The organism is Qipengyuania atrilutea, assembly GCF_013370205.1.
GTDB lineage: Bacteria > Pseudomonadota > Alphaproteobacteria > Sphingomonadales > Sphingomonadaceae > Actirhodobacter > Actirhodobacter atriluteus.
Genome location: NZ_JABWGV010000004.1, coordinates 110,243 through 135,786, shown reverse-complemented (window position 1 = coordinate 135,786; position 25,544 = coordinate 110,243). Strand labels below are relative to the sequence as shown.

General features: G+C 63.9%; 28 protein-coding genes. 16 read left to right on the top strand and 12 right to left on the bottom strand.

The features are described from left to right. Positions 1 to 144: 144 nt before the first annotated feature. The 5 genes from HUV48_RS11770 to HUV48_RS11750 form a co-directional block, all read right to left on the bottom strand. Positions 145 to 1,335 (bottom strand): CCA tRNA nucleotidyltransferase, encoded by a 1,191-nt coding sequence (locus tag HUV48_RS11770; RefSeq protein ID WP_176267987.1) that lies wholly within the window; start codon positions 1,333 to 1,335, stop codon positions 145 to 147. Further along, complete coding sequence (locus tag HUV48_RS11765) at positions 1,332 to 1,931, bottom strand: CoA pyrophosphatase (protein ID WP_176267986.1); 600 nt, start codon at positions 1,929 to 1,931, stop codon at positions 1,332 to 1,334. Before HUV48_RS11765 ends, HUV48_RS11770 begins: the two co-directional genes overlap by 4 nt. Beyond that, positions 1,928 to 2,482 (bottom strand): DUF1285 domain-containing protein, encoded by a 555-nt coding sequence (locus HUV48_RS11760; protein ID WP_176267985.1) that lies wholly within the window; start codon positions 2,480 to 2,482, stop codon positions 1,928 to 1,930. Before HUV48_RS11760 ends, HUV48_RS11765 begins: the two co-directional genes overlap by 4 nt. Before the next feature lie 50 nt (positions 2,483 to 2,532). Next, the gene (locus HUV48_RS11755) at positions 2,533 to 3,054 is read right to left on the bottom strand and encodes a GNAT family N-acetyltransferase (protein WP_176267984.1); all 522 of its coding nucleotides are present in this window, start codon (positions 3,052 to 3,054) and stop codon (positions 2,533 to 2,535) included. Positions 3,055 to 3,118: 64 nt separating this feature from the next. Next, complete coding sequence (locus HUV48_RS11750; RefSeq protein WP_176267983.1) at positions 3,119 to 4,324, bottom strand: PQQ-dependent sugar dehydrogenase; 1,206 nt, start codon at positions 4,322 to 4,324, stop codon at positions 3,119 to 3,121. Between HUV48_RS11750 and rnhB the strand changes: the two genes are divergently transcribed. From rnhB to folP, 3 genes are all read left to right on the top strand, one after another. After that, positions 4,323 to 4,976: a ribonuclease HII gene (rnhB, locus tag HUV48_RS11745; RefSeq protein ID WP_176267982.1), complete on the top strand. Its 654-nt coding sequence runs from the start codon at positions 4,323 to 4,325 to the stop codon at positions 4,974 to 4,976. The two genes, HUV48_RS11750 and rnhB, sit on opposite strands and share 2 nt — an antisense overlap. 247 nt (positions 4,977 to 5,223) lie before the next feature. Continuing rightward, positions 5,224 to 6,342 (top strand): site-specific DNA-methyltransferase, encoded by a 1,119-nt coding sequence (locus HUV48_RS11740; protein WP_318656099.1) that lies wholly within the window; start codon positions 5,224 to 5,226, stop codon positions 6,340 to 6,342. Positions 6,343 to 6,477: 135 nt separating this feature from the next. Continuing rightward, positions 6,478 to 7,590: a dihydropteroate synthase gene (gene folP / locus HUV48_RS11735; RefSeq protein ID WP_176267980.1), complete on the top strand. Its 1,113-nt coding sequence runs from the start codon at positions 6,478 to 6,480 to the stop codon at positions 7,588 to 7,590. Between the two features lie 7 nt (positions 7,591 to 7,597). Here folP and HUV48_RS11730 read toward each other — a convergent pair whose 3' ends face one another. Then, on the bottom strand, positions 7,598 to 8,359 hold the full coding sequence (locus HUV48_RS11730; RefSeq protein ID WP_176267979.1) for an SDR family NAD(P)-dependent oxidoreductase: 762 nt from the start codon (positions 8,357 to 8,359) through the stop codon (positions 7,598 to 7,600). A gap of 128 nt (positions 8,360 to 8,487) precedes the next feature. On the opposite strand from HUV48_RS11730, the gene HUV48_RS11725 reads away from it, so the two are divergent. After that, entirely contained in the window at positions 8,488 to 9,672 is a 1,185-nt protein-coding gene (locus tag HUV48_RS11725; RefSeq protein ID WP_176267978.1) for an alkaline phosphatase D family protein, read from the top strand. On the opposite strand, the gene HUV48_RS11720 is transcribed toward HUV48_RS11725, so the two are convergent. Next, positions 9,669 to 11,087, bottom strand: a complete 1,419-nt coding sequence (locus HUV48_RS11720) for a sigma-54-dependent transcriptional regulator (protein WP_176267977.1) — start codon at positions 11,085 to 11,087, stop codon at positions 9,669 to 9,671. The genes HUV48_RS11725 and HUV48_RS11720 overlap by 4 nt on opposite strands. 205 nt (positions 11,088 to 11,292) lie before the next feature. Between HUV48_RS11720 and HUV48_RS14545 the strand changes: the two genes are divergently transcribed. The 4 genes from HUV48_RS14545 (at position 11,293) to HUV48_RS11705 (ending at position 14,491) form a co-directional block, all read left to right on the top strand. After that, complete coding sequence (locus HUV48_RS14545; protein ID WP_263970503.1) at positions 11,293 to 11,418, top strand: hypothetical protein; 126 nt, start codon at positions 11,293 to 11,295, stop codon at positions 11,416 to 11,418. A gap of 9 nt (positions 11,419 to 11,427) precedes the next feature. Then, complete coding sequence (locus HUV48_RS11715; protein WP_176267976.1) at positions 11,428 to 12,555, top strand: NAD(P) transhydrogenase subunit alpha; 1,128 nt, start codon at positions 11,428 to 11,430, stop codon at positions 12,553 to 12,555. A gap of 23 nt (positions 12,556 to 12,578) precedes the next feature. Next, on the top strand, positions 12,579 to 12,863 hold the full coding sequence (locus tag HUV48_RS11710) for an NAD(P) transhydrogenase subunit alpha part 2 (RefSeq protein WP_176267975.1): 285 nt from the start codon (positions 12,579 to 12,581) through the stop codon (positions 12,861 to 12,863). A gap of 89 nt (positions 12,864 to 12,952) precedes the next feature. After that, a complete protein-coding gene (locus tag HUV48_RS11705) occupies positions 12,953 to 14,491 on the top strand; it encodes an NAD(P)(+) transhydrogenase (Re/Si-specific) subunit beta (RefSeq protein WP_176268036.1) in 1,539 nt (512 codons plus the stop codon). A gap of 10 nt (positions 14,492 to 14,501) precedes the next feature. On the opposite strand, the gene HUV48_RS11700 is transcribed toward HUV48_RS11705, so the two are convergent. After that, entirely contained in the window at positions 14,502 to 14,939 is a 438-nt protein-coding gene (locus tag HUV48_RS11700; RefSeq protein ID WP_176267974.1) for a DUF2147 domain-containing protein, read from the bottom strand. A 208-nt stretch (positions 14,940 to 15,147) separates the two neighbouring features. On the opposite strand from HUV48_RS11700, the gene HUV48_RS11695 reads away from it, so the two are divergent. From HUV48_RS11695 to HUV48_RS11675, 5 genes are all read left to right on the top strand, one after another. Next, positions 15,148 to 15,843, top strand: coding sequence for an aspartate/glutamate racemase family protein (locus HUV48_RS11695; protein ID WP_176267973.1), 696 nt, complete (start codon positions 15,148 to 15,150; stop codon positions 15,841 to 15,843). A 342-nt stretch (positions 15,844 to 16,185) separates the two neighbouring features. Continuing rightward, a complete protein-coding gene (locus tag HUV48_RS11690; protein ID WP_176267972.1) occupies positions 16,186 to 17,346 on the top strand; it encodes a deoxyguanosinetriphosphate triphosphohydrolase in 1,161 nt (386 codons plus the stop codon). Continuing rightward, entirely contained in the window at positions 17,339 to 18,064 is a 726-nt protein-coding gene (locus tag HUV48_RS11685; protein ID WP_176267971.1) for an NAD(P)H-binding protein, read from the top strand. Before HUV48_RS11690 ends, HUV48_RS11685 begins: the two co-directional genes overlap by 8 nt. Beyond that, positions 18,064 to 18,531, top strand: a complete 468-nt coding sequence (locus tag HUV48_RS11680) for an ABA4-like family protein (protein ID WP_176267970.1) — start codon at positions 18,064 to 18,066, stop codon at positions 18,529 to 18,531. Before HUV48_RS11685 ends, HUV48_RS11680 begins: the two co-directional genes overlap by 1 nt. Continuing rightward, positions 18,528 to 19,121 carry a DUF938 domain-containing protein gene (locus tag HUV48_RS11675; RefSeq protein WP_176267969.1) on the top strand — a complete coding sequence of 198 codons (594 nt, stop codon included), beginning with the start codon at positions 18,528 to 18,530 and terminating at the stop codon, positions 19,119 to 19,121. The genes HUV48_RS11680 and HUV48_RS11675 overlap by 4 nt, the downstream gene beginning before the upstream one ends. Positions 19,122 to 19,127: 6 nt before the next feature. On the opposite strand, the gene HUV48_RS14540 is transcribed toward HUV48_RS11675, so the two are convergent. Both HUV48_RS14540 and HUV48_RS14535 read right to left on the bottom strand, forming a co-directional pair. Next, complete coding sequence (locus HUV48_RS14540) at positions 19,128 to 19,256, bottom strand: hypothetical protein (protein WP_263970502.1); 129 nt, start codon at positions 19,254 to 19,256, stop codon at positions 19,128 to 19,130. A gap of 115 nt (positions 19,257 to 19,371) precedes the next feature. After that, complete coding sequence (locus HUV48_RS14535) at positions 19,372 to 19,500, bottom strand: hypothetical protein (RefSeq protein WP_263970501.1); 129 nt, start codon at positions 19,498 to 19,500, stop codon at positions 19,372 to 19,374. A gap of 46 nt (positions 19,501 to 19,546) precedes the next feature. Between HUV48_RS14535 and HUV48_RS11670 the strand changes: the two genes are divergently transcribed. Further along, a complete protein-coding gene (locus HUV48_RS11670; protein WP_225871668.1) occupies positions 19,547 to 19,828 on the top strand; it encodes a hypothetical protein in 282 nt (93 codons plus the stop codon). A 3-nt stretch (positions 19,829 to 19,831) separates the two neighbouring features. On the opposite strand, the gene HUV48_RS11665 is transcribed toward HUV48_RS11670, so the two are convergent. Together HUV48_RS11665 and HUV48_RS11660 are read right to left on the bottom strand one after the other, a co-directional pair. Beyond that, on the bottom strand, positions 19,832 to 21,364 hold the full coding sequence (locus HUV48_RS11665) for a TadA family conjugal transfer-associated ATPase (RefSeq protein ID WP_176267968.1): 1,533 nt from the start codon (positions 21,362 to 21,364) through the stop codon (positions 19,832 to 19,834). Between the two features lie 131 nt (positions 21,365 to 21,495). After that, positions 21,496 to 22,473 (bottom strand): phosphatase PAP2 family protein, encoded by a 978-nt coding sequence (locus HUV48_RS11660; protein WP_176267967.1) that lies wholly within the window; start codon positions 22,471 to 22,473, stop codon positions 21,496 to 21,498. Between the two features lie 173 nt (positions 22,474 to 22,646). Between HUV48_RS11660 and HUV48_RS11655 the strand changes: the two genes are divergently transcribed. Both HUV48_RS11655 and glmS read left to right on the top strand, forming a co-directional pair. Continuing rightward, entirely contained in the window at positions 22,647 to 23,543 is an 897-nt protein-coding gene (locus HUV48_RS11655; RefSeq protein WP_176267966.1) for a DMT family transporter, read from the top strand. 135 nt (positions 23,544 to 23,678) lie between these two features. After that, on the top strand, positions 23,679 to 25,502 hold the full coding sequence (glmS, locus tag HUV48_RS11650) for a glutamine--fructose-6-phosphate transaminase (isomerizing) (RefSeq protein ID WP_176267965.1): 1,824 nt from the start codon (positions 23,679 to 23,681) through the stop codon (positions 25,500 to 25,502). Positions 25,503 to 25,544: the final 42 nt, after the last annotated feature.

The following is a 25,544-nucleotide window of genomic DNA, read 5'->3' as shown; positions in this document are numbered from 1 at the left end:
GCGGCAATGCCATCGCAAGACGGTCAGCCGCAATGCCCTTTCCATGCAGGCGGAAAGAACGTGCTGCCTAATTTCAGTTATCCGAATGAATGGCAACCGAACCGTTTGTAGGACAAGCTCGATTAAGCTGGCCTGAAGTGCGCTCTACCGCTTTGCGAGTGTTTTGCGGGCAAGATCGCGTGCGCCTTCTTCGCCCGGAAAACCGGCGGCGACCCAGGCATCCTGTATTTCGCGCAAGATCCGCGCCACGTCCGGGCCGGGCGCAATCCCGCTGGCGATGATGTCCCGGCCCTTGAGCGGGAATTCCGGAATGTCCCAGCCTTCGAGCGCGGCGGCCGAAGCATTTTGGAGCATCAGCCGGTCGCGCGCAGCTTCCATTCCCTCGCGAAAGGCGAGTGCCCGCGGCTGCTCGATGTCCGCCGGTGAACGCTCGGCCAGCGTCACCAGATGCTGCCGCTGCGCTTTCGACAGGCGCAGGCGGGAGGCGACGCTTGCCGCGATCGCGGGCAGCGGCGGGATCAGCGCGGCGAGACGCCGCAGCGGAGCGGCTTCCGCATTCTCGGCGTCTTCCGCTTCGAGTAGTAGGTCGAGCCGCGAAAGCTCGGACTTTCGCGCTTCGGGCAGGATGACCGGCAAGACGCCGAGCTCGTGCATTTTGCGCACTGTTGCGCTTGGGTCGGGCAGCGCGAGGATCTGAAGCAGCTCCATCGCCACGCGCTCACGCGACAGGCCTTTCAGCGTTTCCCCCATTTTGCGGCAGGCGCTTTCGGTGTCTTCGTCCTCTTCGTCCCAGCCGCCGAAGCGGGCGCGGAAACGGAAATAGCGCAGGATGCGCAAGTGATCTTCGGCGATCCGCTGCCGCGCGTCGCCGATGAAGCGCACGCGGTTCGCCTCCAGATCGGCCAGCCCTCCGAAATAATCGAAGATTTCGAGGCTTTCGGGATCGACATAGAGCGCGTTGATTGTGAAGTCGCGCCGCGCGGCATCCTCGCGCCAGTCGTCTGAGAATGCGATGGTAGCACGCCGCCCGTCGGTGGATACGTCGCGGCGCAGCGTCGTGATCTCGACCGGGCCGTCCGGCAGGATCGCAGTGACCGTGCCGTGATCGATGCCGGTCGGAACGGTGCGGATGCCCGCTTCCTTGCAGCGCGCGACGACGGTTTCGGGGACGAGCGGCGTGGCGGCATCGACGTCCTTCACCGGTCGTCCGACCAGCGTATCGCGAACCGCGCCGCCGACCCAGCGCATATTCTCGTTTCCCAGCGCCGCAACGAGCTGCGCCAGGTCGGCGCGCTGCGTCCATGCGGCAGCCGGAAGGATACGCGCTTCCCTCATGCGTTCTCGACCCACGCGAGGCGGCGCGAGAGGTTCGCGATGATGGCGGCGGTCACGCCCCAGATGCGGTGGCCCTCCCAGTCGATCTCGAGATAGTCGCGATCCTTGCCGTTATAGACAGCGGAACGCGGCTGATGATTGGCGGGGTCGAGCAGGAAGGCGAGCGGCGCTTCGAACCAGCTGTCCACTTCCGCCGGGTTCGGGGTCATCGGCAAGTCGGGCGGCAGCGTGCCGAGCACCGGCATGATGTCGAAGCCTGTCCCGGTCCGGTAGCGGTCGGTCGTGCCGATGACGCGCACCTCGGCGGGGTCGATCGCCAGTTCCTCGTTCGCTTCGCGCAGTGCCGTCGTGACCGCATCCTCGCCAGCATCGCGCTTGCCGCCGGGAAAGGCAACCTGGCCCGCGTGCTTGCGCATCGTGTCGGGCCGGTGGGTGAGGATAACGCCCGGCTCCTCGCGCTCGGTAACCGCGATCAGCACCGCCGCATCGCGCATCGGGAGGCCGCCGGCGAAATCGACATCATCCCACAGGCCTGTCAGCGGCTCGCGGTGGCCGTGCTCGAACAGCGTCTTGAGACGATCGAACAGGTTACTCATCGCGGCGGCAGCAGGGAGTAGGTCTCGCCTCCGCTGGTGACGTTCCAGTCCTCGGTCCCTTCGCCCAGCGCGAGTTCGGCGAGCTGCGCGTAGGTGCTTCGGTTCAGGCGCGCGCGGCATCCGCGCCGCGCGTGGACGTAGATAGCGGGCTGGTCGCGGTCCCCTTCGGCGGTAAGCGGATGGTCCGGCCCGATGATGACGAGATCGTCCGTGTTGAGCCGCAGCGCCAGCGCATCGCTGCGCCGCTGGATGTCGGTTCCGACGAAAGCCGCGTCCTCGACCTCGATCGACAGCTTCTGATGCGGGGTGACGAGCCAGTGCTGGCCTTCCTCGTCGCGCATCAGCAGGCTCGCGAAGGCGCGGACCATCGCCTGCCGTTTGATCTCGCCGTCAGCATGATACCAGCGCCCACCCGCCGCGATGCGCATTTCGCTGTCGCCGCTATGCTCTGGCGACCATTGCTCGACGGGGGGAAGTTTGCGCTGCTCCACCGCCTCGGCGATTTCGGCGAGCGACATGGAGGCGAGTTCGGGCGGGGGATCGTAGGGCATAGCGCACGAAGCGTTGGCAGAAGCGGCGGCGCGCGGCAATATGGTGCGTGCTATCCGCCCCAGGGGCCAAGCATTCCCTGTTCGGGCAGGATGGCGGGATTAGCGCAGCGGACCAGCAGCCGCTCCGGCTCGAACGGGCCGGGACAGCGCCAGCCGCCAGTATGCTGCGCACTGAAACCCCAGCGCCCGTAATAGCTTTCGTCGCCGATCAGCATCTGCGGCAGCGGTGCGCCGCCTTCGCCCGAAACCCCGTCCGCCGCACCAAGACAGGCGGCGAGCATCGCTTGCCCGAAGCCTTCGCCCTGCCGTCCGGGCATGACCGCTACGGGCCCGACCATCACGAGTGGATGCGCCCGGCCTTCGGGGTCGGTCAGCGCAACCGGCCATGCCTGAATGCTTCCGACAAGATACTCTTCCTCGTCGAGTGCGGCGAAGCACAGCGCTTCCAGCGGCGCCATGCCGGTGCGGATGCGGTAGGCGGTGCGCGCCTGCCGACCATCGCCGAAGCTTGCATCGAGAAGGCCTTCGATGAGCGCGTGATCGACCGCGGCAAGGGGGATAAGCGTAGCCATGAAACGGCGCGGCGGTTAGGTTCCGCCCGCCGCCGTGTCCAGTCTGCTTCGCCTTTGCCGCTGCTTAGCTGCCCTTGGGCGTCAGGCGCAGCAACCGCCCGTTCTCGCCGTCCTCCAGCACCCACAGCGCCCCGTCCGGTCCTTCGATGACCGAGCGGATGCGATTGTCCATGTCGTAGCGGGCGACCTCGCGGGCATTGTTCCCCTCGATCCTTACACGCACGAGGTTCTCGGGCTTGAGGCCGGAGATCATCACGTCGCCTTCCCAGTCTTCGAACATCTGTCCTTCGAGGAACACCATGTTGCCGGGCGCGATAACGGGCGTCCAGCTGATGGCAGGCTTCGCGAAGCCGTCGTCGGCGCTATGGTCGGGAATGTTCGAGCCGTCGTAGTTCACACCGTTAGAGCGGACCGGCCAGCCGTAGTTCGCGCCGCGCTCTACGAGGTTGAGCTCGTCGCCGCCCTGCGGGCCGTGCTCGATTTCCCACAGCCGTCCTTCGCTGTCGAAGTCGAGGCCGAGGATGTTGCGATGCCCATAGGACCAGATCTGGTCAGAAACGCCGCCGCGGTCCGCAAAGGGATTGCCTTGCGCGGGCGTGCCGTCGAGGTTGAGGCGAACGATCGTGCCGAGTGTATTGGAAAGGTCCTGCGCGGGTTCCTTCTTCTGCCGCTCGCCCGAAGCGACGAACATGTACCGCTCGTCGGGAGAGAACGCGATCCGGTGAGAGAAATGCCCGCGTCCCGTCACTTTCGGTTCCTGCCGCCAGATGACGTCGAGGCCGTTGACCGAGCAGGAGTTCGCCTGCGAACAGGTCAGCGTTCCGCGCCCGACGACTGCACCGCGAGTGTCGCCGCTGCCCGCTTCGACCCAGCTCAGGTAGATCGTGCGGCCGTTCACCGTGTCGCTGGCTTCGGAGGGGAGGAATGCTACGTCGCCAAGGCCGCCCTGGCCGCCGTAATCGACTTCGGGCAATCCGGTCACATTGATCGGCGTGCGCGTGTTCGCGCCCGTGTTGACGACTTTCGCCGTGCCGACCTTTTCCGTTATGAACAGCATGTCGGTTCCGGGAATGAAGGCGCTGGCCCACGGCTCTTCGAAAGTGCCGCGTTCCTGGATCGCGAAGCCGGTGAAGCCGCTTTCGGACGGCTGCGAGGCAGTCGGCGTCGGCGAGGGGCTATCCACACCCGGATTGATGCTGCAACTTGCAAGGGCAAGGGTTATGGGGGCAACGGACAGCGCGATATGCGCAAGGCTGACGGGCGAAAACATGTTAAGCGGCACTCCTGATAGGTCTCTGGGCACCGAGTGCCGGATCGTCGGGGTAGACGAGGCCGGACGCGGACCTTTGGCCGGACCGGTCGTGGCCGCGGCGGTGATACTGTGCGAACCCATACCCGAAGGGCTGGATGATTCCAAAAAGCTTACAGCGCGCCGTCGTTCCGAAGTCGAGCCGGTAATCCGCAGCACCTGCGCATGGGCGCTTGGGGTGGTGGATGCGGCGATCATAGACCGGGTCAATATCTTCGGCGCCACCATGCTCGCCATGACGCAAGCGGTGGACCGGCTCGAACTGCTGATGGCGGAGCGGGGACTGGGCATTCCGGCAGAGGTACTGGTCGACGGAAACCTCACCCCGGCCGGGCGGGTGCGCGAGTGGCGCTGGCCCGCGCGGGCGATCGTCGGCGGGGACGCGCTGGAGAAGGCGATCTCGGCTGCGTCTATCCTGGCGAAGGAATACCGCGACCGGCTGATGGTCGCCGCGGCGCGCGAATATCCCGCATACCGCTGGGAAACGAACAAGGGCTACGGCACGAAAGAGCATCTGGATGCGCTCCGCGTGGAAGGGCCGTGCCCGCTCCACCGGCGCAGCTTCGCCCCGATCGCACAGCAAGAGATGAGCCTTCCGCCGCAGGCTTGCTGACCAATATTTCGCGGATCGAATTTCTTTCGAGTCTTTCGCGCAACACCCCGACATATCGAGTCGGCTCCTCGCGGTAAGGGCCACATCTTGTGCCGGACTCGCTTCGTTCCGCTTGCCCCTTCGCGCCTGTCCCGGACCCTCCAGCCGAATGACCGCTTGACGCGGAGACTCGATGGACTCACCCTGTGGATAAGTTTGAATCGCGCTTTGGGGGTGAATTGAGATGGGAGCGGTCGAAACGACCAAGATGCGGCAGCGCCGCGAGACGGCTGTTGCGGCTGAAAAAGTGCGCGCGTCGCTGCCGCTCGGCCAGATCCTGGCGGGCGACTGCGTCGAAGCAATGCGCACGCTGCCCGATGGCAGCGTCGATCTCGTCTTCGCCGATCCGCCCTACAATCTGCAGCTCGGCGGCGACCTGAACCGTCCCGACGGTAGCCATGTCGATGCGGTCACCGATCATTGGGACCAGTTCGACAGCTTCGCGCTCTACGACCGGTTCACGAAGGACTGGCTGACCGAAGCGCGGCGCGTGCTGAAGCCCGACGGCGCGCTGTGGGTCATCGGCAGCTACCACAACATCTTCCGTGTCGGCGCGATCCTGCAGGATCTGGGCTTCTGGATTTTGAACGACGTCGTGTGGCGCAAGTCGAACCCGATGCCGAACTTCAAAGGCACGCGTTTCACCAATGCACACGAAACGCTGATCTGGGCGAGCCAGGGGGAGAAGGCGCGCTACCAGTTCAATTACACTGCGATGAAGACGCTTAACGACGAGCTCCAGATGCGCAGCGACTGGCTGCTGCCGATCTGCGGCGGGCAGGAGCGGCTCAAGCACGACGGGCACAAGGCGCATCCGACACAGAAGCCCGAAAGCCTGCTCTACCGCCTGCTCCTCGCGACGACCGAGAAGGGCGACGTGGTGCTCGATCCGTTCTTCGGCACGGGCACGACCGGCGCGGTCGCGAAGCGGCTGGGGCGGGAATGGATCGGCTGCGAGCGGGAGGATTTCTACCGCGACATCGCGCTGGAGCGGATCGGCAAGGAACTCGAACTCGACGAAAGCGTACTTGCAACGATGCAGTCGAAAAAGGCCGCGCCGCGCGTCGCGTTCGGCGCGCTGGTAGAGAACGGCATGATCCCGGCTGGCAGCACGGTCTTCGACAAGAAGCGCCGCTGGCAGGCCACGGTCCGCGCCGACGGGTCGCTCGTGTACGGCAAGCAGACCGGCAGCATCCACGGGCTCGGCAAGGATTTGCAGGGCGCCCCGAGCTGCAACGGCTGGGCCTTCTGGCATTACGAGGATGGCGGCGAGGTCAAGCCGATCGATGCCGCGCGGCAGCTCTACCTGCTCGCGAGCGAAGACTGACGCGGCTTTCCTAACGGTGAGCCTTTGCGGTAAGCGCGTGGCCATGAAAACCCTTGCGAACCGCTACTTTTCCGCCCCCGGATTCGAGTCCCTGGACCGTGTTCCATGTGTTCCATCCTGTAGGACTATCCGGGCATGAGGGACCGCATCTACATCCAGCCGATCGGCTTCGCGCCGGGCCCGCAGCACGAGGATGGCGACGCGGTGCGCCTCGCCGGGGGAATGGTCTATGCGCACCGCTTCGCAGTCCTGCTGCGGCGCGACGGCGCTAACATCCAGCGCTGGCTGACCTCGCCCGAAGGCATCGCGAATGTGTTGGGGCAGCTTCCGGATGAGGTCGGCGCGGAGGCCGAGGCGCAGTGGTCGAACCTGCGCATGGCGCACCCGCCGCTCGCGCTGGGAGAGCGGACCATCCGGCTCGACCAGCCGCAGATCATGGGCATCCTCAACGTGACGCCCGACAGCTTCTCCGACGGCGGGCGCTATCACGGTGACGAGCAGGTGGCGCGCAGCCATGCCGCCGCGATGCTCGAAGCGGGCGCGGCGCTGCTCGACATCGGCGGGGAGAGCACGCGGCCGGGCGCAAAGCCGGTCTGGGAAGGCGAGGAGATCGAGCGCGTCCTGCCTGCGGTCGCCCACGCGGTGCAGATGGGCGGGGCGGTCAGCATCGACACGCGGCGGGCAGGCGTCATGGCGGCAGCGCTGGACGCGGGCGCGGCGATCGTGAACGACGTGTCCGCGCTGCGAAGCGATCCGCAGTCGCTCGAGCTGGTGGCGCAACGCGAGTGTCCCGTTGTGCTGATGCACGCGCCGGGCAAGGGCGACGACCTCCACGCCGACGCGCGCTACGACGACGTGCTGCTCGACGTGTTCGACTGGCTGAAGGAGCGGCGCGACGCTGCCATCAAGGGAGGGGTTGCGCGCGAGCGGATCATCCTCGACCCCGGTATCGGCTTCGGCAAGTCGCTGGCCGAGAACCTCGCGCTACTGAACGCGCTGCCGCTGTTCCACGCGCTCGGCCAGCCGCTGGTGCTGGGTGCGAGCCGCAAGCGAATGATCGGAGCGCTGTCGAACGAGGCTCCGGCGGACGACCGCCTCGGCGGCTCGCTGACGCTGGCGCTTGCCGGGATGAACGCTGGCGTGCAGCTGCTGCGCGTCCACGACGTGCGCGAAACGGTGCAGGCGCGGAACGTGTGGCGGGGACTGCGCGACGCGGCGCTGACCGACTTCGCGCATCTGCCGGACTGACGCGGTGCTAGAGCGTGTACCCGCCGTCGCTGGTCAGAACCGTGCCGGTGATGTTGGAAGCCATGTCGGACAAAAGGAACCCCACGGTATCGGCGATCTCTTCGGGCGTGGCGAACTCACCGCGGGGCGTATCCTTCGCCATCGCGCGGATCGCGGCCTGCCGGCCATGCTCGGCTGCCGCTTTACGGAACTGGGCGCCGCTGTCCCAGATTGCGGTATCGACGCCGCCGGGCGCGACCGCGTTGACGCGAATGCCGTGAGCTGCGTTCTCCGCCGCAGCGATGCGCGCCATGTGTGCGACCGCCGCTTTGGATATGCCATACCCCCCGACGCCGGGTACCGCCTTCAGACCTGTTACGGACGCGGTCACGACGATCGAGCCGCCCTTCGCCGCCAGCATCTTGCGCAGCGCCGCACGCAGCGTCAGGAACGCGCCATCGAGATTGACGTCCATGACCTTGCGCCATTCGGACAGGTCGAGTTCCGCGAGCATTCCGCCCGTTCCGATGCCCGCATTGACTACCGCGTGGTCGAGCGTCTCCATCTCGGCTTCGAGCGATCCCCACAGCGCCGGGTCCGCGACGCTGCCCACCCGCCGCTCGATTTCGCAATCAAGGTCGAGGGCATCGAGGCCGTTGCTGTCGCGGTCGACCAGCCAGAGCCGCTCGATGCCGTGCTCGGCAAGCCAGATGGCGCAGGCCTTGCCGATACCGCTGGCTGCGCCGGTGACGAGCGCGCTGCGCCCGGAGAAGTTCAGATGATCGCTCATGGAGGCGGGCTACTGGCTGCGGAGCCGCGCGGCAACCTCCTTTCCCGCTGTCGCACGATTGACACTTTCCCGGTGCATCGGCCATCGCCTAAAGGCCGTCCGTTCCGGGTCAACAAGGGTTTCCTGCCATGATTTCGCGCGCATCTTTCGCATCCCTCCTCGCCCTCTCGCTGGCCGCCTGTTCGGCGACTCAGACACCCGGAGGAATTTCCTCCGCTTCCGCAGCCAGCGGACAAGTGGAAGCGGACGAGGCGCTGGTTCCCTATTATGATGGACTGCGCGAGCGGGTAACGCTGCCGGTCGCGCCCGCGGGGGCGGCTCTTCCTGGGGAAGGGACAACCCTCACGCGCATCGCTTTCGGCAGCTGTAACCACCAGTCGCGCTCGCAGCACATGTGGGCCGAGATAATGAAGAAGAACCCGCAGATGTTCATGCTGATCGGGGACAACATCTATGGCGATTCGCTGTGGGAAGGCGATGCCGACCTCGATAGCCTGCGCGATGCCTATGCCGAACAGGCGCAGCATCCGGAATTTGCCGCCTTCCGGCGAACCGTGCCGATGATGACGACATGGGACGATCACGACTTCGGCTTCAACGACGGCGGAGCGGATTTCGCGTTCCGCCGCTGGTCGGAAGACATCTACGAGACCTTCTGGAATTCGCCGCAGGCGGTGCGCGACCGGCCCGGCGTTTACGAGAGCCGCATGTTCGGTCCGGAAGGCCAGCGCGTGCAGGTGCTGATCCTCGACACGCGGTACTTCCGCTCTTCGTTCGAGCGGTATCCCTTCACCGAGGAACGTCCGCCGTTGGGACCTTACGTGCCCGCACGCGACGCGTCGAAGACCATGTTGGGCAACGCGCAATGGCAATGGCTATCGCAGGAGCTGGCCAAGCCCGCCGATCTCCGGCTGGTCGTCAGCTCGATCCAGGTCATCACCAATGCGCATGATTACGAAAGCTGGGAGCAGCTGCCCGCAGAGCGCGAGCGGTTGATGCAGGCGCTGGACGGAGCCAACGGCGGGGGCATGCTGCTTCTGACCGGAGACCGCCATGCGGGCGGGATCTACCGCACGATGCTGGGCGGTGACGAACTGTGGGAACTGACCAGTTCCTCGCTCAACCTCGCCTTCAACAATACCGCGGCGAACACGGCGCGCGAGCCCGATCCGACGCGGGTGACGGACCTGATTTCCGAAGAGAACTTCGGAACCATCGACATCGACTGGGCTGGCAAGGCCTTCACCATGCGCCTGTTCGGCAACCAGGGCGAAACGCGCGCCGAGCGCACGGTTCGCTGGAGCGCGCGCTAGGCGGCGCTGTCGATGCCGAGCGTGCTCAGTTTGCGGTAGAGGGTCGAGCGCCCGATACCGAGACGGCGCGCGACTTCGGTCATGCGGCCCGAATAGTGCCCGATGGCGAGGCGGATGACATCGGCTTCGATCTCTTCGAGCGGGCGCAGATTGCCGTCAGCGGTATAGAGCAGCACGCCGGCGCCTTCCTGGCGGTAGTTGGACTGGTCTTCGACGTTGCCGAGGATCTCGGATAGCTGCGGGAAGCTGTTGGAGGTCAGCGCTTCCTCGTCGCAGAAGACCGCGGCGCGGAACAGCGCAGCCTGCAATTGCCGCACGTTGCCGGGCCAGTCGTAGCTGGCGAGGAGCTTGAGCGCGCTGTCGGTGATCGAATGATGGGCAAGGCCGGGCTGTTCGCCGATCCGGGCGAGGAAATGGCGTGTCAGGGCGGGAATGTCGCTCGCTCGCTCGCGCAGAGGCGGAAGGGCGATGCGCGTCGCTCCGATCTGGTCAAGCAGCGGCCGAGAGAATTGGCCACCCTGCGCGATCTCGGTCAGATTGAAGTTGCTTGCGCACAGTACGCGGACATCGACGCGGAACCCGTGCGTCGCGCCGATCGGGCGAACGATCTTGTTCGCAAGGGTCTCGGCAAGCTTCTCTTGCGTGGAGATGGCGAGCCGGTCCACGTCGTCGAGGATAACGGTTCCGCCATCGCAGTTCTGGAGCACGCCGACCTGCCGTTCGAACGCCCCCGGAAACGCGTTTCGTTCATGGCCGAACAACAGGGATTCGATCGAATTGATGGGTACGCCGCCGACGTTGATGGTCCGCAGCGGCGCCTTGGCGCGCGGGGACGAGGCATGCATGGCCCGCAGGATCATTTCCTTGCCGACACCGCTTTCGCCTTCGACGAGGACATGCCCCTGTCCGCGAGCAGCCTTGGCTGCCTGGGCCAGCGCACCGCGGAATTTCGGCGCGTTGCCGATCATCGCGTCGAAATCGAGCGCGGCGGACATCTTCTCGCTGAGCGGCTGGAGCTCATCGCGCGGGGTTTCGCGTTCGGTCGCGCTGCGCAGCGCCTGAAGGAAGCGATCGGGCGCGATCGGCTTGATCAGGTAATCGGTCGCGCCGGCCCGCATCGCCTCCACCGCCAGCAGCGGCGAGGCGCTGGCCGTCAGCATGAGGATGGGCAGGGCAGGGCGCAGGGACTTGAGATCGCGAATGAGATCGCACGCCGCATCGCCCGGAACCCACTGGTCGAGCAGGATGGCCGACACGTTCACCCCGTCGCGCGAATTAAGCGTCGCGAGGGCGGTATCGGCATCGCCGACCACCAGCGTTCGCCAACCTTCACGCGCCGCGAGTGCACTGATGAGACGGCTCTGCGCCGGCTCATCATCGATCAGCATCAGGACTTTAGATTCGCTCTCAGCCATTCCCGTTCTCTTACACGTCCCATAACGACACATGGTTCCCCTAAGGCCAAGGAGTAAAAGAGCGCTTAAGCAAAACGCGCCGACTTGTCGCTGAGCGACACGACGATCAGGCCGAAGGGCGGAAAAGGCGGCCTGCGGGGCTTGAGCAAGCGGGGGCGGGGGGTTAGAGATTACCGGAAGAAAAAATCACTGAGGAAAGTCACCCATGGATTCGGCTAACGATTTGAAAGCGGCCCGCAAGACATACAGCGGGTTCATCGGCAGTCTCAAATGGGCGGTCCCGCTGATCGCCATCATTTCCTTCATCGTCGTTCTGCTCATCGCCAGCTAAGCGGCCCTGGTGCGGATCGCTGTCCTGAAGGAACGTGCCGCCGGGGAAACCCGCGTTGCGCTGACGCCCGAAACCGCAAAGAAATTCGCCGCGCTCGGTGCCGAGGTTGCGGTCGAGGAGGGCGCGGGCAGCGAAGCATCGATACCCGATAGCGCTTACGAGGAAGCGGGCGCAGCAGTTGTCCCAGCCGAGGCAGCGGTCAAGGACGCGGACATCGTCATGGGTGTCCAGGCACCGGACCCAGCGCTTTTGACCGGTACGAAACCCGGCGCCTGGGTCGCAGCGACCTTCGATCCGTTCGGCAACCGCGAGCGGGTCGAAGCCTATGCCAACGCAGGCCTCGAAGCGCTGTCGATGGAGTTCATGCCGCGCATCACCCGCGCGCAGAGCATGGACGTGCTCTCGAGCCAGTCGAACCTCGCCGGCTACAAGGCAGTGATTGCCGCGGCGGACACCTACGGACGCGCATTCCCGATGATGATGACTGCAGCCGGCACGGTGCAGGCGGCGAAGGTCTTCATCATGGGCGTGGGTGTCGCGGGATTGCAGGCGATCGCGACGGCAAAGCGGCTTGGCGCGCAAGTTTCGGCAACCGATGTGCGCTCGGCGACGAAGGAGCAGATCCAGTCGCTCGGCGCGAAGCCGATCTTCGTCGAGAGCGTGGAGGGGATCGAGGGCGAAGGATCGGGGGGCTACGCCACCGAAATGAGCGAGGATTACCGCAGGGCGCAGGCCGAGCTCGTCTCCGGGCACATTGCCAAGCAGGACATCGTCATCACGACCGCGCTCATTCCGGGCAAAGCTGCGCCGCGGCTCATTTCGGACCCGCAGATCGCGAGCATGAAACCGGGCAGCGTGATCTACGATCTCGCCGTGGCTCAGGGCGGCAATGTCGAGGGTTCGCGCCCCGACGAAACTGTCGAGCGCCACGGCGTCAAGATCATCGGCTTCTCGAATACGGCTGGCCGCCTCGCCGCCGACGCATCGGCATTGTTCGCGCGCAATCTCTACAACTTCCTCTCGGCCTTTTGGGACAAGGAGATGGGCAAGCCGGTTCTGGACGAGGAAATCGGTAACGCCGTGCGGCTGACGCATAACGGCAAGGTCGTGAACGAAAGGCTGATGCCGCAGCAATAACTGGACCCGGGGAGGGGCCGCACATGGACTTCATTTCGATCCTGTCGATTTTCGTGCTGGCGTGTTTCGTCGGTTATTACGTGGTCTGGTCGGTTACGCCCGCGCTGCACACGCCGCTGATGGCGGTGACGAATGCGATCTCTTCGGTGATTATCGTCGGCGCGCTGATTGCGGCGGCAGAGGCGGGCAGTCCTGCGGCGAAATGGCTTGGTTTGCTTGGTGTCGTGCTGGCGAGCGTGAACATCTTCGGCGGTTTCGCGGTGACTGAGCGGATGCTGGCGATGTACAAGAAGAAGGAGAAGAAGTGATGGGTTCGCTCTTCTCCAACCACAGCACCCAGGCACTAGCCGGGGTCCAGCTACGACAGTTGCGCTTCTGGATACCGGCATTCGCCGGAATGACGGTCCTAACGGCAACTCCCGCACACGCGGCGACCGGCGAGGCAGTGAACCCATGGGTCGCGCTCGCCTATCTCGTGGCGGGCGTGTTCTTCATCCTTGCGCTGCGCGGCCTGTCATCGCCTGCGACGAGCCGCACAGGGAACCGCTATGGCATGATCGGCATGGCCATCGCGGTCGTGACGACGCTGGCGACGCATTTTCCGGGCAGCAACCCGTGTGACGAGCTGGTCGCCAGCGGGGGCACCGGACTTTGCACTGACGTGTTCATGCCCGACTGGGCCTCTTTCGCTGAAATCGTGGTCGCCATCGCGATCGGCGCGGTCATCGGGCTGACGATCGCCCGCCGTATCGCGATGACTTCGATGCCGGAACTCGTCGCGGCCTTCCACAGCCTCGTCGGTCTTGCCGCCGTTCTGGTCGCCGCCGCCGCTTTCCTCAATCCGGGCGCATTCGGGATTCTCGATGCCGCCGGCAGCATCGCTCCGGTCAGCCGGGTCGAAATGATCCTGGGAGCGGCGATCGGCGCGATTACCTTCAGCGGGTCGGTCATCGCATTCGCGAAGCTTTCCGGTCGGATGAGCGGCTCGCCGATCCTGCTGCCAGCGCGGCACATCATCAATCTGGGCACGCTTGCCGCGATCATCGTTTTGACGGCGATTTACGCGATGCAGCCGATTGCCGGTCCCGCCGAGGGCATGCTGTTCTGGATCGTGCTCGCGCTCGCCTTCGTCATCGGGTTCCTCCTGATCATCCCGATCGGCGGAGCGGACATGCCGGTCGTCGTATCGATGCTGAACAGCTATTCGGGCTGGGCCGCGGCAGCAATGGGCTTCACGCTCGGCAACAGCGCGATGATCATCACCGGCGCGCTGGTAGGCTCGTCCGGTGCGATCCTCAGTTACATCATGTGCCGGGCGATGAACCGCAGTTTCATTTCGGTCATCGCGGGCGGCTTCGGTGCGGACGACAGTGCAGCCAGCGGTGCTGCGGATGGCGGCGAACAGCGCCCGTACAAGCAAGGCAGCGCGGACGATGCCGCCTTCATGCTCGAACAGGCGGAAAAGGTGATCATCATCCCCGGCTACGGCATGGCGGTCGCACAGGCGCAGCACGCGCTGCGCGAAATGGGAGATATCCTCAAGGAAAAGGGTGTGGAGGTGAAATACGCCATCCACCCCGTCGCGGGCCGAATGCCGGGGCACATGAACGTGCTGCTGGCCGAAGCGAACGTGCCTTACGACGAGGTGTTCGAGCTTGAAGACATCAACAGCGAGTTCGCGCAGGCCGATGTCGCCTTCATCATCGGCGCGAACGACGTGGTGAACCCCGCGGCCAAGACCGACAAGTCATCGCCGATCTACGGCATGCCGGTGTTCGATGTCGATAAGGCCAAACAGGTCTTCTTCATCAAGCGCAGCATGGGCGGTGTCGGCTATTCGGGGGTCGACAACGACGTGTTCTACATGGACCAGACCATGATGCTGCTCAGCGACGCGAAGAAGATGGTCGAGGAAATCGTGAAAGCGCTCGACTGAGGACCTTCATCTACGCCCGTGTCCAGGTGAGGGTGCGGCAGAATATCGCGACGCAGCCTTTCACTTCGAGCTTGTTTCCGGCGCGTTTGAGGTCGGCGTTGAAGTAGCGGCCATCCTTGGGCGTATACCCTTCGCCTTCCCAGCTGTCGCCATCCGCGGTCAGGTTCCAGAAGATCCGCAAGCCCTTCAATTTGCGGTCCCGCTTCGCCTCGTCCGGGTTCTTCCGATCACGCGCGCCGCCTTTCGGCTCGGCAACGAGAAACTCCTCGATCCTCCCGCAAATTGCTGCCCCGCATTTGTAGAAGGTCACGATCGAAGTTCCGTCGTCGACCTTCCATCGGCCTTCGATCGAGGCCGGGGCGGCCGAGACCGGCGACATGCCGACTGCCGCAGCGCCGATGACGCTGAGAAAGAGGGCACGGCGGGCGAAGATACGGGATAGTCTCATGGTGCTCGCGCTCCTTGGCAAGGCGATCGGGTCGGCCGCCGATGTACGAACCGACATTAAGCCTGTCAGAACAGGGCAGGCAAGCGCCGCTTAGTCTTTGTGAGGGTTCGCTTGCTGGACGCAGTCGCAGCGTCTGTTTATACCTTGATGCGCAGGCAGGCGTTTCGCGGGCGCCTGCACCGGAACTGAGCAGGCAGGGGTTTATAACGTGCGGAAACTGGGGCTGATCGGCGGCATGAGCTGGGTTTCCACGCTCGCCTATTACGAGCGTATCAACCGGCTCGTGCAGCGACAATCGGAGCCGCTCGCCAGCGCGCCGCTGGTAATCGAAAGCCTTGATTTCAGAACGTTGCACGGGCTGCGCGAAGCGGATGATTGGGAACGCGCCGCGCAAGTGCTGTCAGCCAGCGCACGTCAGCTCGAAAGCGCGGGCGCCACCGCCATCGTGATCGGCGCCAACTCGATGCACAAGGTTTATGACCAGGTGGCGGATTCGGTCGGGGTGCCGATAATCCATATCGCGGAATGCGTCGGGCGGCAGATGGCCGCGAAAGGTTGCAAGAACGCCGCTCTGATCGGTACGCGCAATGTGATGACGGAGACCTTCTACCGCCAGCGGCTCATGCAACACGGGGTGGAACTGGCGCCGCCGGACATGGACAATGTCGAGGAGATCGACCGCATCATCTACGAAGAACTCATGGTCGGCAAAGTGACGCGCGATGCGGAGCGCAAGCTGCGGACGATCTTCACCCGCAAACAGCAGGAGGGCGTCGAAGCCATCGTCCTCGCCTGTACGGAGATGGAAGCGATCGTCGATACGGACGCAAATGTTCTGCCGATCTACGATTCCACCGACATCCATTGTCAGGCTGCGGCGGACTGGATTTTGGAAACAGCGTAACCGGTTACATTCGCACACTCGCAGTAACGCGGACCTCGAACGATCTGTCGATATTTTAGTGCTTTTGCTTTGATTTTCGCGCCGGCGATGCGAACTGCGTTCGGGTCGCTTCGATAAAGAGGCGCCGAGACGTTCCTCTTGCAACCGCAAGAGATCTATCCAGAGATTACCGTTACGCTCTCCGGTCCTTCGGGTCGCACCAACCGGAAGAGTGGGCCGCACATCCTTTTTCAAGGGTGTGCGGCTTTTGCCTATCGCGTCGCTCTTGCCGGTCATCTGCGACCTGCCTACAGCGTTAGCGCCTCCTGCCCCGCCCCGCGGGGTGCCGAACCAGAGACGAGTTTGACCAGAGCGAACTACGCTGCCGATCCTGCCCAGTCGCGCGGACGTCTTTATGAGGAGAACCGCGAGGGTTCGCGCGGACCGCGCAGCGAGTTTCAGCGGGACCGCGACCGGATCATCCACTCGATCGCGTTTCGCAGGCTCAAGAACAAGACGCAGGTGTTCATCGCGCCGGACGGCGACCATTACCGCACGCGGCTGACGCATAGCCTCGAAGTCGCGCAGATCGGCCGGGTCATCGCGCGTGAACTGGGCCTCGACGAAGACCTGACCGAAGCGCTGTGCCTTGCGCACGACATCGGTCATCCGCCGTTCGGGCATGCGGGCGAGGCGGCTTTATCCGCGGCGATGAACCACGCCGGCGGGTTCGACCATAACGCGCATACGCTGCGGGTTCTGACGCGGCTTGAAAGCCCCTATTGCGACCATCCGGGTCTGAACCTGACTTGGGAAACGCTCGAGGGTCTGGCGAAGCATAACGGACCCATAACGGCACCTAATTGGGCCTTGGCGGGGGTCGACGCGGACTTTCCGCTTGCGCTCGGCGACTTTCCTTCGCTCGAAGCGCAAGTCGCGGCAGTGGCGGACGACATCGCCTATGACAATCACGACATCGACGACGGGCTGCGTGCCGGCTTCCTCGACGTGGACGAGTTGCTGTCGCTCGACTTCGTCGCGGATTTGTTTCGCCGGATCGAGGCGCGCTTCCCCGATGCGCCGCGCGAAACGCAGCTGCGCGAACTGACCCGGAGCCAGATCGGGCTGATGGTGAACGACGTGCTGGAGCAGACGCGGAGCAGGCTTCGTCCAGGCATGACGATCGCGGACGTGCGCGGTTCTGCCCATGCGCTCGTGACCTTCTCGCCGGACATGGCCAACCGCGAACGCCGGCTGAAGCGGTTCATGTACGAGAAGCTCTACTACCATGCGGAGCAGATCGAAACGGCGGAACGCGCGCGCGAAGTGGTGGCGAAGCTGTTCGCTGCCTATGCGCAGGACAACCAGTTGCTGCCTAATCCGTGGCAAGAGGCGCTTCCGCCGAGCGAGCCGCATCGCACGCGCCACATCGCGGATTTCGTGGCCGGCATGACAGATTTCTACGCCATGCAGCAGTGCCGCAAGATTTTCGGACATGTTCCTTCCGGCCTAAGCAATGTCTGAACGGAAGAGTGGGCGAAGCGGTACGCCGCTACGGGTGGCTCTGGTTGGTGCGACCGGCCTCGTTGGCAGAAGCATTATCGAAGCGGCGATCGGGCGCGAGGACATCCGCATCACCGGCGTCGCGCGGCGCGAGATGCCGCTTCCCCCCGGCGCGAGAATGGAGATGTTCGTCGCCGAGCCTGACAAATGGGGCGACATATTCGAAGCGGTACGCCCGCAGGTGCTCGTCAATGCGCTCGGCACAACGTGGCGCAAGTCGGGGCAAGACGAAGCGGCGTTTCGCAGCGTCGACCAGGAACTGGTGCTCGAAACCGCGAAGGCCGCCAAGGCGCACGGGACGCAGCGCATGATCTCCGTAAGCTCGGTCGGCGCGGCGCAGGGGTCCAAGAACTTCTACCTGCGGGTCAAGGGCGAGGTCGAACGCGACCTTGCCAAACTCGGCTTCGCGCGGCTCGACATCCTGCGACCAGGCCTATTGCGCGGACGTCGCGGAGATGATCGCAGGCGCAAGGAACGGCTTGCCATCGCCGCCAGTCCGGTCACCGATCTGCTGCTGCACGGCCAGTATCGCCGCTTCCGCTCGATCCCGGCTCGGACTGTCGCCGAGGCCGCGCTTGCGCTGGCGATGAAGGAGACGCGGGGCCGCTATACGTACGATAACGACGCGCTGCGGCGTCTCGCGAAGGGATTGCCAAAACTGGCGGAGGAGCGTGCGTAATGAGCTGGAATGCACTGTTCGGCTTAGCCAATATCGCGGCGATGATCGCTTGGGCTGCGCTGATCTTCGCGCCGCGCTGGTCGGCGCTGCTTTCGGCGGTCTTGTATCTGGGCGTCGGGCTGCTGTGCCTGACCTACACGCTGTGCCTTGCCGGCATCGTATCGGGCGTTCTCGATCCCGGAGCGGGCGGGGGCGGAGCGGCGAGCTTCACGACGATCGAGGGCGTGCGCGCGATCTTCGCAACCGATGGCGGGGTTACGACCGGCTGGGTGCATTACCTCGCGCTCGATCTGTTCGCCGGGCTGTGGATTGCGCGCGATGCCGATGCGAAAGGCTTTTCGCGATTTGTTCAGGCGCCGGTGCTTCTGCTCACCTTCGTTGCCGGACCCGCGGGCCTGCTCATCTGGCTGATCGTGCGCGAGAAGCGGGCGCGAAAGACTGGCGGCAAATCGGAGCCCGGCAGGTGAAGCGGCACGCGCCTGCTGCCGCGCGCAACAGCGCGCCGATTGCCGAAGTGCTGGAGCGCGAACTGCCCGCGCAGGGGCTGGTGCTCGAAATCGCGAGCGGTTCGGGCGAGCACGCGCTGTTCCTCGCACGGCGCTTTCCGAAACTGCGCTGGCAGCCGAGCGACCGCGACGGCGAGGCGCTCGCCTCGATTGCGGCATGGCGGGAGGAAGAAGGGCCGGACAATCTACTGCCGCCGGTCGAACTCGATGCTGCGGCCAATGACTGGCCCGTTGCGGATGCCGACGCGATTCTGTGCGTCAACATGATCCATATCGCGCCGTGGCGGGCGGCGGAGGGGTTGTTCGCCGGTGCTGCGCGGCTGCTGATCGAGGGCGCGCCGCTAGTGCTCTACGGCCCGTTTCTGGAAGATGATGTCGAAACCGCGCCGTCGAATATGGCGTTCGACCGGAGCCTGAGCGAGCGCGATCCGCAATGGGGGTTGCGCAAGATCGAGGATGTGGATGAACTAGCGGCGAAGTCCGGCTTCGGACGCAGTGCGCGCTACGAAATGCCGGCGAACAACCTCGTGCTGATCTACCGGCGAAGCTAGTCGCGCTTACGTTTCCTCGTCGACCGCATCGGCGACGGAGGTGATGTCCTGCCCGAACCCGCGCACGGTGTTGCATGCAGATAGCGACAGCGACACCGCCGCCAGACTGAATGCGACTACGAACTTGCGGTACATGGAGCTGGTCCCTCGATAGCGAATGCTACCGAACATAAGGGGTGAGACAGCTTAATATCAAATGAAAACGCCCGCCGGTGGGGGCGGGCGTTCTCGGGAATAATAGTGAAGCCGATCAGATTTCTTCGTCGACTGCGTCCGCAGCGGATTCGAGATCTTCGCCGGCGCCGCGAACGGTGTTGCAGGCAGCGGCAGTCAACGCGAGCGATGCAACGCTTGCGGCGATAAGTACTTTACGAACCATAACCCAAGTCCTCCTTCGGCAAAAATACCGGTGGTCAGACAACGGCATGGCCGGCAAGGGGTTCCCGAAGGAAGACGGCGTATCTATCTGCGCTGCCATGGAAATCCACCGCCTCTGGACCTTTGCCAGCGATGCCGAGATCGCCGCCGTATGGGCGTGCGGCTTTCTGCTGGTGGCAGGCATAGCCGGATACGTCGAGCGGCGGCGCGGGAAACGGCGCGACATCGACCGGGTCGGCTACGTCCCGTGGATGGCGATCTTCTTCGCCAGCGCCTTCATTGGTGCCGGGCTGCTCGTCATGGCGATCAAGGGCATGGCCGCCGGCTGACGCTTACAGGCAGGCTTCCAGATAGGCCTGGTCGAAGCCGAACTGCCGCGCTTTTTCGAGCGTGTAGGGGCGCAAGCCTGACGAGCGGAATTCGCCGAGGATCTTGCCGTCTTCGCTCTCGTCCAGATATTCGAACTTGAACAGTTCCTGCGTCACGATGACGTCGCCTTCCATCCCGATGACTTCGGTGACGTTGGTCGTCCGGCGCGAACCGTCGCGCAGACGCTTCACCTGCACGATCAGGTCAACCGATTCGGCGATCTGGCGCGAGATCGCTTCCTTCGGGATCTTGATGTCGCCCATCAGGATCATGTTTTCCATACGGCCAAGGCACTCGCGCGGGCTGTTGGCGTGAAGCGTACACATCGAGCCGTCGTGGCCCGTGTTCATGGCGGCGAGGAGGTCGAAACATTCCGCGCCGCGAATTTCGCCGAGGATGATGCGGTCGGGGCGCATACGCAGCGCGTTCTTCACGAGGTCGCCGATGGTGATCGCGCCTTGTCCTTCGAGGTTCGGCGGACGGGTTTCGAGCGGTAGCCAGTGTGGCTGCTGCAGGCGAAGTTCGGCCGCGTCCTCGATCGTCAGCACGCGCTCGCCAGGGTCGATCATCTTAGACAAGGCGTTGAGCATCGTCGTTTTGCCCGAACCCGTACCGCCGGAGATGACGATGTTCATCCGGCACGCCCCGGCGATCTTCAGCGCGGTCGCCATCTTCTCGCTCATCGAGCCGAAGCCCTTGAGCATGTCGATGGTGATCGGCTTTTCGGAGAATTTACGAATGGAGATCGCTGTGCCGCGCAGCGAGAGCGGCGGCACGATGACGTTCACGCGGCTGCCGTCCTTGAGGCGGGCGTCGGCGAGCGGCGTGGTCTGGTCGACGCGGCGACCGACCTGGTTCACGATGCGCTGGGCGATCTGGAACAGGTGTTGCTCGTCGCGGAACTGGATCGGCGCGATCACGAGCTTGCCGCCTTTTTCGATGTAGGTCTGCTGCGGACCGTTCACCATGATGTCCGACACGTCCGGATCGCCGAGCAACTCCTCCAGCGGACCGAAACCGAGCAGTTCGTCGATCAGCACCTTTTCGAGCGCGAACTGTTCGCGGCGGTTCAGCGTGACCTTCAGTTCGGCCAGCACTTCCATGATGATCGGACGAAACTCTTCCGATAGTTCGTCCTTCGTGAGCGTGGCGGCGGCTTCGGGATCGACGCGCTCGAGCAGGCGCGGAAGCACCTGTTCCTTGATCTTGTGAACGCTTGCTTCGAAACCGGTGGCTTCCTTCGGTTCTTCCATGACCGCATTGGCGCGCTCCGTGAGCTTCGCCATCGGATCGTCGGAGCCGGCATTCTGCGCCGAGGGGGCCTTGGGTGCGCGTTCTTTCGCTTCGTCGTCGGGTAGCGGGGGGAACTGCTTTTCCGCGCCCCGGCCGCCCGGATGCGGAGCATCGCTGCCGTTCATGGCTTTCGCGACACCGAAGCTGGGCCGTGCTCCCGGCTTCATGCCGCTCGCTCCGTTTTTTCGCCCGAATGCGCTCATGTCGTGATCCTCGAATTGACGTTCATGAAAGGCCGGGTCCGCTGCTGAAGCGCTGCCCGATCTGCTTTGATATTGTGGTGAATAATTTGGAAACCTTGATTATTCCCTAAGGCCTGCGCGCCCGCCAAGAGCTACGCTTGCTGCGGTACGGGTAGCATATCAGCGGGTTCGTTTGTCGCCAGTTCGGCCGACCGCTGTGGAGCCAGCCTGCGGGCGAGGTACAAAGCAAGCGCGGCGCATCCCATGCCGACTGGTAGGTCGAGGAAATAGTGCCAGCGATTAGCTACCGCATCTACGGCGATAAAACAGAAGAGTGGCAGCAGTATAGCAGTCATCGCAGCGGATTTGCGCGCACAAAACAGGAGGAAAAGGAACGATGCTCCCGTGTGTAGTGAAGGCATGGCCGCCAGTCCGACGGTTAACTGCTGTCCGCCCTGGTCTGCAAGCCATGCAGCTCCGCCTTCGGCATTCGCGCGGTAGGAGGCTAGCATGCCTTCCTGTGCAGCAGCCGCAAACGGTTCTACGCCAGTCTCGTATAGGAACGGGCCGAGCGCGGGCATCGTGAGATATCCGATAGACCCAAGGATGTGAAGAATGATGATAGAAAGCATTAGCCGCCGGAATTCCTGCGGATGTTTCAACCAAACGTAGAAAAACACCAGGTAAAACATTGCGATGAAGCCGAGCATGTAGAAATTGTTCTCGAGCGAAACGAGCGGGTCGAGCGCAACACGGACGTACGTAAACAGATCGACTGTCGGGCGAAGTACCTGATCGCTAGCCCAAAGCGCGTCGTCCCACAGCACCGGATTAAGATGCTGCGTCCATAGTTTCAGGTTGAAGTGGCAAACGAGCACTACAGCGTAGCTCGGTAAGGCAGCCAGAAAGACGCCGCTGAGGTGCTCGCGCCGGGCGAAAAATACGTACACCGCCCATATTGCGATCGCGGCAAGCGGATAGAGATAATGCACGCCCACGAAGGACGCGTGCTGCGAATTTGGGAAGTTGAAGGGCAATCCAAAAACAAGTCCGATGCACAGCGTGACGAATAGAAAGCTCGCGGCGATCACGATCTCGACTGGGAAGGTTGTTTTCAGACGCTCGTACAAGGGTGATCCTTTCGGCACATGCTTCGCGCGGCAGCGCTGTTTCCTCAAAGCGCGCCCACCGCACGCCGACATGGTGAATATTTTGCAAATCTTGACTTTGTCCTAATGCGCCGCGCCGCTTGTGCCGGAAGTTGTGCGCACCTAAGGCGCGGCGAAAGGAACAAGGTACTTTCATGCAACAAGATGAACGCGGCGGGATCGCAATCGCGCTGGCGGGTTTCGCTCTGCTCTCCGTCGGCGATGCGGTCATCAAGACCATGGCCGGCGAGTGGTCGCCGCTCGCCGTTGCTGCGCTGCGCTTCTTCATTGGAGCGGTCGGCCTGTCCTCGCTGCTTCTCGTCCGCGAAGGAGCCGAAGCCTTTCGCCCGCTAAAACCTTGGCTTCAAGCGGCGCGCGGGTTTTGCCTTGCCGGAGCGACGCTGGCGTTCTTTTCCGCGATCTTCGTCATGCCGCTCGCCGAAGCGATGGCGCTGGCGTTCGTGGCGCCGGTGTTCACGGCCCTGTTCAGCGGACCGCTGCTGAAGGAGAAGGTTCGTCCTGCAGTATGGATCGCTTCACCCGTCGCGCTCGCCGGGGTGCTCATCATTTTGCGGCCGAACCTGGCCGAGCTTGGCTGGGTCGCTGTATTGCCGCTCATCGCAGCCTTTTTCATGAGCCTGGTCGTCATCACAAACCGGGCGTCCGCGGGGCAGGGTAGCGCGCTCTCGATGCAGGTCTATATGGCAGTGGGCGCCTTTCCGGTGTTGCTGATAGCCGCGCTCGTAGGTGCCGCCAGCGGGGTCGAGGCGCTTGCCATCTCCGCTCCGGACTGGACGATCGCCGCGCGCTGCGCGTTCGTCGCTCTGACCGCGAGTACCGCGCATTTCCTGACTTATGTCGGTACAGAGCGAGCGGGCGCAGCAGTCATCGCGCCATGCACCTATATCCAGATCCTCGTCGCGAGCTTCTTCGGCTGGTGGTGGTTCGGCGATCTGCCGGACCTCGTCACGGTGCTGGGCGCTGCGATCATCATCGCCGCCGGCATCTTCCTGTGGCGTTCTTCGCCCGCGCGGCAGCCGATGCCGCGTTGACGTGGGAGCAAGCACATCGGCCGAAATCGGTACAGGCCGCGGAAATACGATTGCGGCTAGGCGCTTGGCCTTTGATGTTAAGCTTTTAGCGGTTACATCGCGAACGACTTCAAATTTATATTCGGGAATTTCTTCATGTGCGGAATTATCGGCATTGTCGGCCGTAGCAGTGTGTCCGGTCGGCTGGTCGAGGGGCTGCGGCGGATGGAATACCGCGGCTACGACAGCGCAGGGATCTGCACGATCGACGAGGGGAAGCTGATCCGCCGGCGCGCGGAGGGCAAGCTGTCGAACCTCGAAGCTGTGCTGCAAAACGAGCCTGCGCCCGGTGATGTGGGTATCGCGCACACCCGGTGGGCGACGCACGGCGCGCCGACGGCCCGCAACGCGCATCCGCACGCGACCGAGCATCTTGCGCTCGTTCACAACGGGATTATCGAGAATTACAAGGAACTGCGCGCGGAACTGACGGGCGAAGGCCGCACTCTCGAAAGCGAGACGGACAGCGAAGTCGTAGCGCACCTGCTTTCCCGCGAAGTCGAACGGGGCGCCTCGCCCGAGGACGCGATCCAGACCGTCCTCCCACGCCTCCGCGGTGCTTTCGCGCTGGCGATCGCCTTTCGCGAGCATCCCGACATGCTGATCGGAGCACGGCTCGGCTCGCCGCTGGTGGTGGGTTACGGGGAGGGAGAGACCTACCTTGGCTCCGACGCCTTGGCGCTCGCTCCGCTCACACAGGAAATCACCTACCTCGAAGAAGGCGACTGGGTCGTCGTGACCCGCGACGGTGCGCAGATCTACGACGAAACGGGTGCTCAGGTAACCCGCGACAAGACCCATTCGGGTGCGTCGGCCGCCGCGATCGAAAAGGGCAACTACCGTCACTTCATGCAGAAGGAAATCTTCGAGCAACCGACCGTGGTCGCGCAAACGCTCGGCTCCTACCTTCGGCAGGCGGACAATTCGGTTGCCCTGCCGCAGTTCGACTTCGACCTTTCCAGCATCAAGCGGGTCACGATCGTGGCCTGCGGCACGTCCTATTATGCAGCAATGGTCGCGAAATACTGGTTCGAGCAATTCGCGCGCGTTCCCGTCGATCTCGATGTGGCGAGCGAGTTCCGCTACCGCGAACCGGTACTTGAGGAGGGCGGCCTTGCGCTGTTCATCTCGCAAAGCGGTGAGACCGCCGACACGCTGGCTGCGTTGCGTCACTGCAAGGCGAACGGGCAGACCATCGGCGTCGTCGTCAATGTGCCGACCAGCAGCATGGCGCGCGAAGCCGATCTGCTGCTCCCGACCCACGCCGGTCCGGAAATCGGCGTCGCATCGACCAAGGCCTTCACCTGCCAGCTCGCGGTGCTGGCCGCGCTCGCCGCACATATGGCAGTGAAGCGCGGTCTGATGAGCCGCAAGGAAGAGCAGGAGGTGGTGCGCCATCTTCTCGAGGCGCCTGCCTGCCTCAATGCCGCTCTCGACCACGACGAAGACATTGCGGCAATGGCGCATCTGATCGCGCCGGCCCGCGACGTGCTCTATTTGGGACGCGGCCCGGACTATCCGCTGGCCATGGAAGGCGCGCTGAAGCTGAAGGAAATCAGTTACATCCATGCGGAAGGCTATGCCAGCGGCGAGATGAAGCATGGCCCGATCGCCTTGATCGACGAGCATGTTCCGGTCATCGTTCTCGCGCCCTCGGGCCCGCTGTTCGAAAAGACCGTATCGAATATGGAAGAAGTGCGCGCGCGCGGCGGCCAGATCGTTCTCATTTCCGATGCGAAGGGTCTGGAGGCCGCGGGCGAGGGCTGCATGGCGACCATCGAAATGCCGCAGGTCCATCCGCTTATCGCGCCGCTAGTATACGCGATACCGGTTCAGCTGCTCGCGTATCATACCGCCTGCGTCAAAGGCACCGATGTCGATCAGCCGCGCAATCTAGCGAAATCGGTTACCGTGGAGTAACGCGCAAACTGGTGAACCTTCCTTAACTGTTCTTTTTTAACG

Bases quoted from the DNA above. Each gene is read 5' to 3' on its own strand.
- HUV48_RS11705 (WP_176268036.1), top strand. From the start codon at position 12,953: ATGACGGTCCTAACGGCAACTCCCGCACACGCGGCGACCGGCGAGGCA.
- rnhB (WP_176267982.1), top strand. From the start codon at position 4,323: ATGTTAAGCGGCACTCCTGATAGGTCTCTGGGCACCGAGTGCCGGATC.
- HUV48_RS11685 (WP_176267971.1), top strand. From the start codon at position 17,339: ATGTCTGAACGGAAGAGTGGGCGAAGCGGTACGCCGCTACGGGTGGCT.
- glmS (WP_176267965.1), top strand. From the start codon at position 23,679: ATGTGCGGAATTATCGGCATTGTCGGCCGTAGCAGTGTGTCCGGTCGG.
- HUV48_RS14545 (WP_263970503.1), top strand. From the start codon at position 11,293: ATGGATTCGGCTAACGATTTGAAAGCGGCCCGCAAGACATACAGCGGG.
- HUV48_RS11710 (WP_176267975.1), top strand. From the start codon at position 12,579: ATGGACTTCATTTCGATCCTGTCGATTTTCGTGCTGGCGTGTTTCGTC.
- HUV48_RS11655 (WP_176267966.1), top strand. From the start codon at position 22,647: ATGCAACAAGATGAACGCGGCGGGATCGCAATCGCGCTGGCGGGTTTC.
- HUV48_RS11750 (WP_176267983.1), bottom strand. From the start codon at position 4,324: ATGTTTTCGCCCGTCAGCCTTGCGCATATCGCGCTGTCCGTTGCCCCC.
- folP (WP_176267980.1), top strand. From the start codon at position 6,478: ATGAGGGACCGCATCTACATCCAGCCGATCGGCTTCGCGCCGGGCCCG.
- HUV48_RS11665 (WP_176267968.1), bottom strand. From the start codon at position 21,364: ATGAGCGCATTCGGGCGAAAAAACGGAGCGAGCGGCATGAAGCCGGGA.
- HUV48_RS11670 (WP_225871668.1), top strand. From the start codon at position 19,547: ATGGCCGGCAAGGGGTTCCCGAAGGAAGACGGCGTATCTATCTGCGCT.
- HUV48_RS11760 (WP_176267985.1), bottom strand. From the start codon at position 2,482: ATGCCCTACGATCCCCCGCCCGAACTCGCCTCCATGTCGCTCGCCGAA.
- HUV48_RS11730 (WP_176267979.1), bottom strand. From the start codon at position 8,359: ATGAGCGATCATCTGAACTTCTCCGGGCGCAGCGCGCTCGTCACCGGC.
- HUV48_RS11725 (WP_176267978.1), top strand. From the start codon at position 8,488: ATGATTTCGCGCGCATCTTTCGCATCCCTCCTCGCCCTCTCGCTGGCC.
- HUV48_RS14535 (WP_263970501.1), bottom strand. From the start codon at position 19,500: ATGGTTCGTAAAGTACTTATCGCCGCAAGCGTTGCATCGCTCGCGTTG.
- HUV48_RS11720 (WP_176267977.1), bottom strand. From the start codon at position 11,087: ATGGCTGAGAGCGAATCTAAAGTCCTGATGCTGATCGATGATGAGCCG.
- HUV48_RS11740 (WP_318656099.1), top strand. From the start codon at position 5,224: ATGCGGCAGCGCCGCGAGACGGCTGTTGCGGCTGAAAAAGTGCGCGCG.
- HUV48_RS11770 (WP_176267987.1), bottom strand. From the start codon at position 1,335: ATGAGGGAAGCGCGTATCCTTCCGGCTGCCGCATGGACGCAGCGCGCC.
- HUV48_RS11680 (WP_176267970.1), top strand. From the start codon at position 18,064: ATGAGCTGGAATGCACTGTTCGGCTTAGCCAATATCGCGGCGATGATC.
- HUV48_RS11765 (WP_176267986.1), bottom strand. From the start codon at position 1,931: ATGAGTAACCTGTTCGATCGTCTCAAGACGCTGTTCGAGCACGGCCAC.
- HUV48_RS14540 (WP_263970502.1), bottom strand. From the start codon at position 19,256: ATGTACCGCAAGTTCGTAGTCGCATTCAGTCTGGCGGCGGTGTCGCTG.
- HUV48_RS11700 (WP_176267974.1), bottom strand. From the start codon at position 14,939: ATGAGACTATCCCGTATCTTCGCCCGCCGTGCCCTCTTTCTCAGCGTC.
- HUV48_RS11755 (WP_176267984.1), bottom strand. From the start codon at position 3,054: ATGGCTACGCTTATCCCCCTTGCCGCGGTCGATCACGCGCTCATCGAA.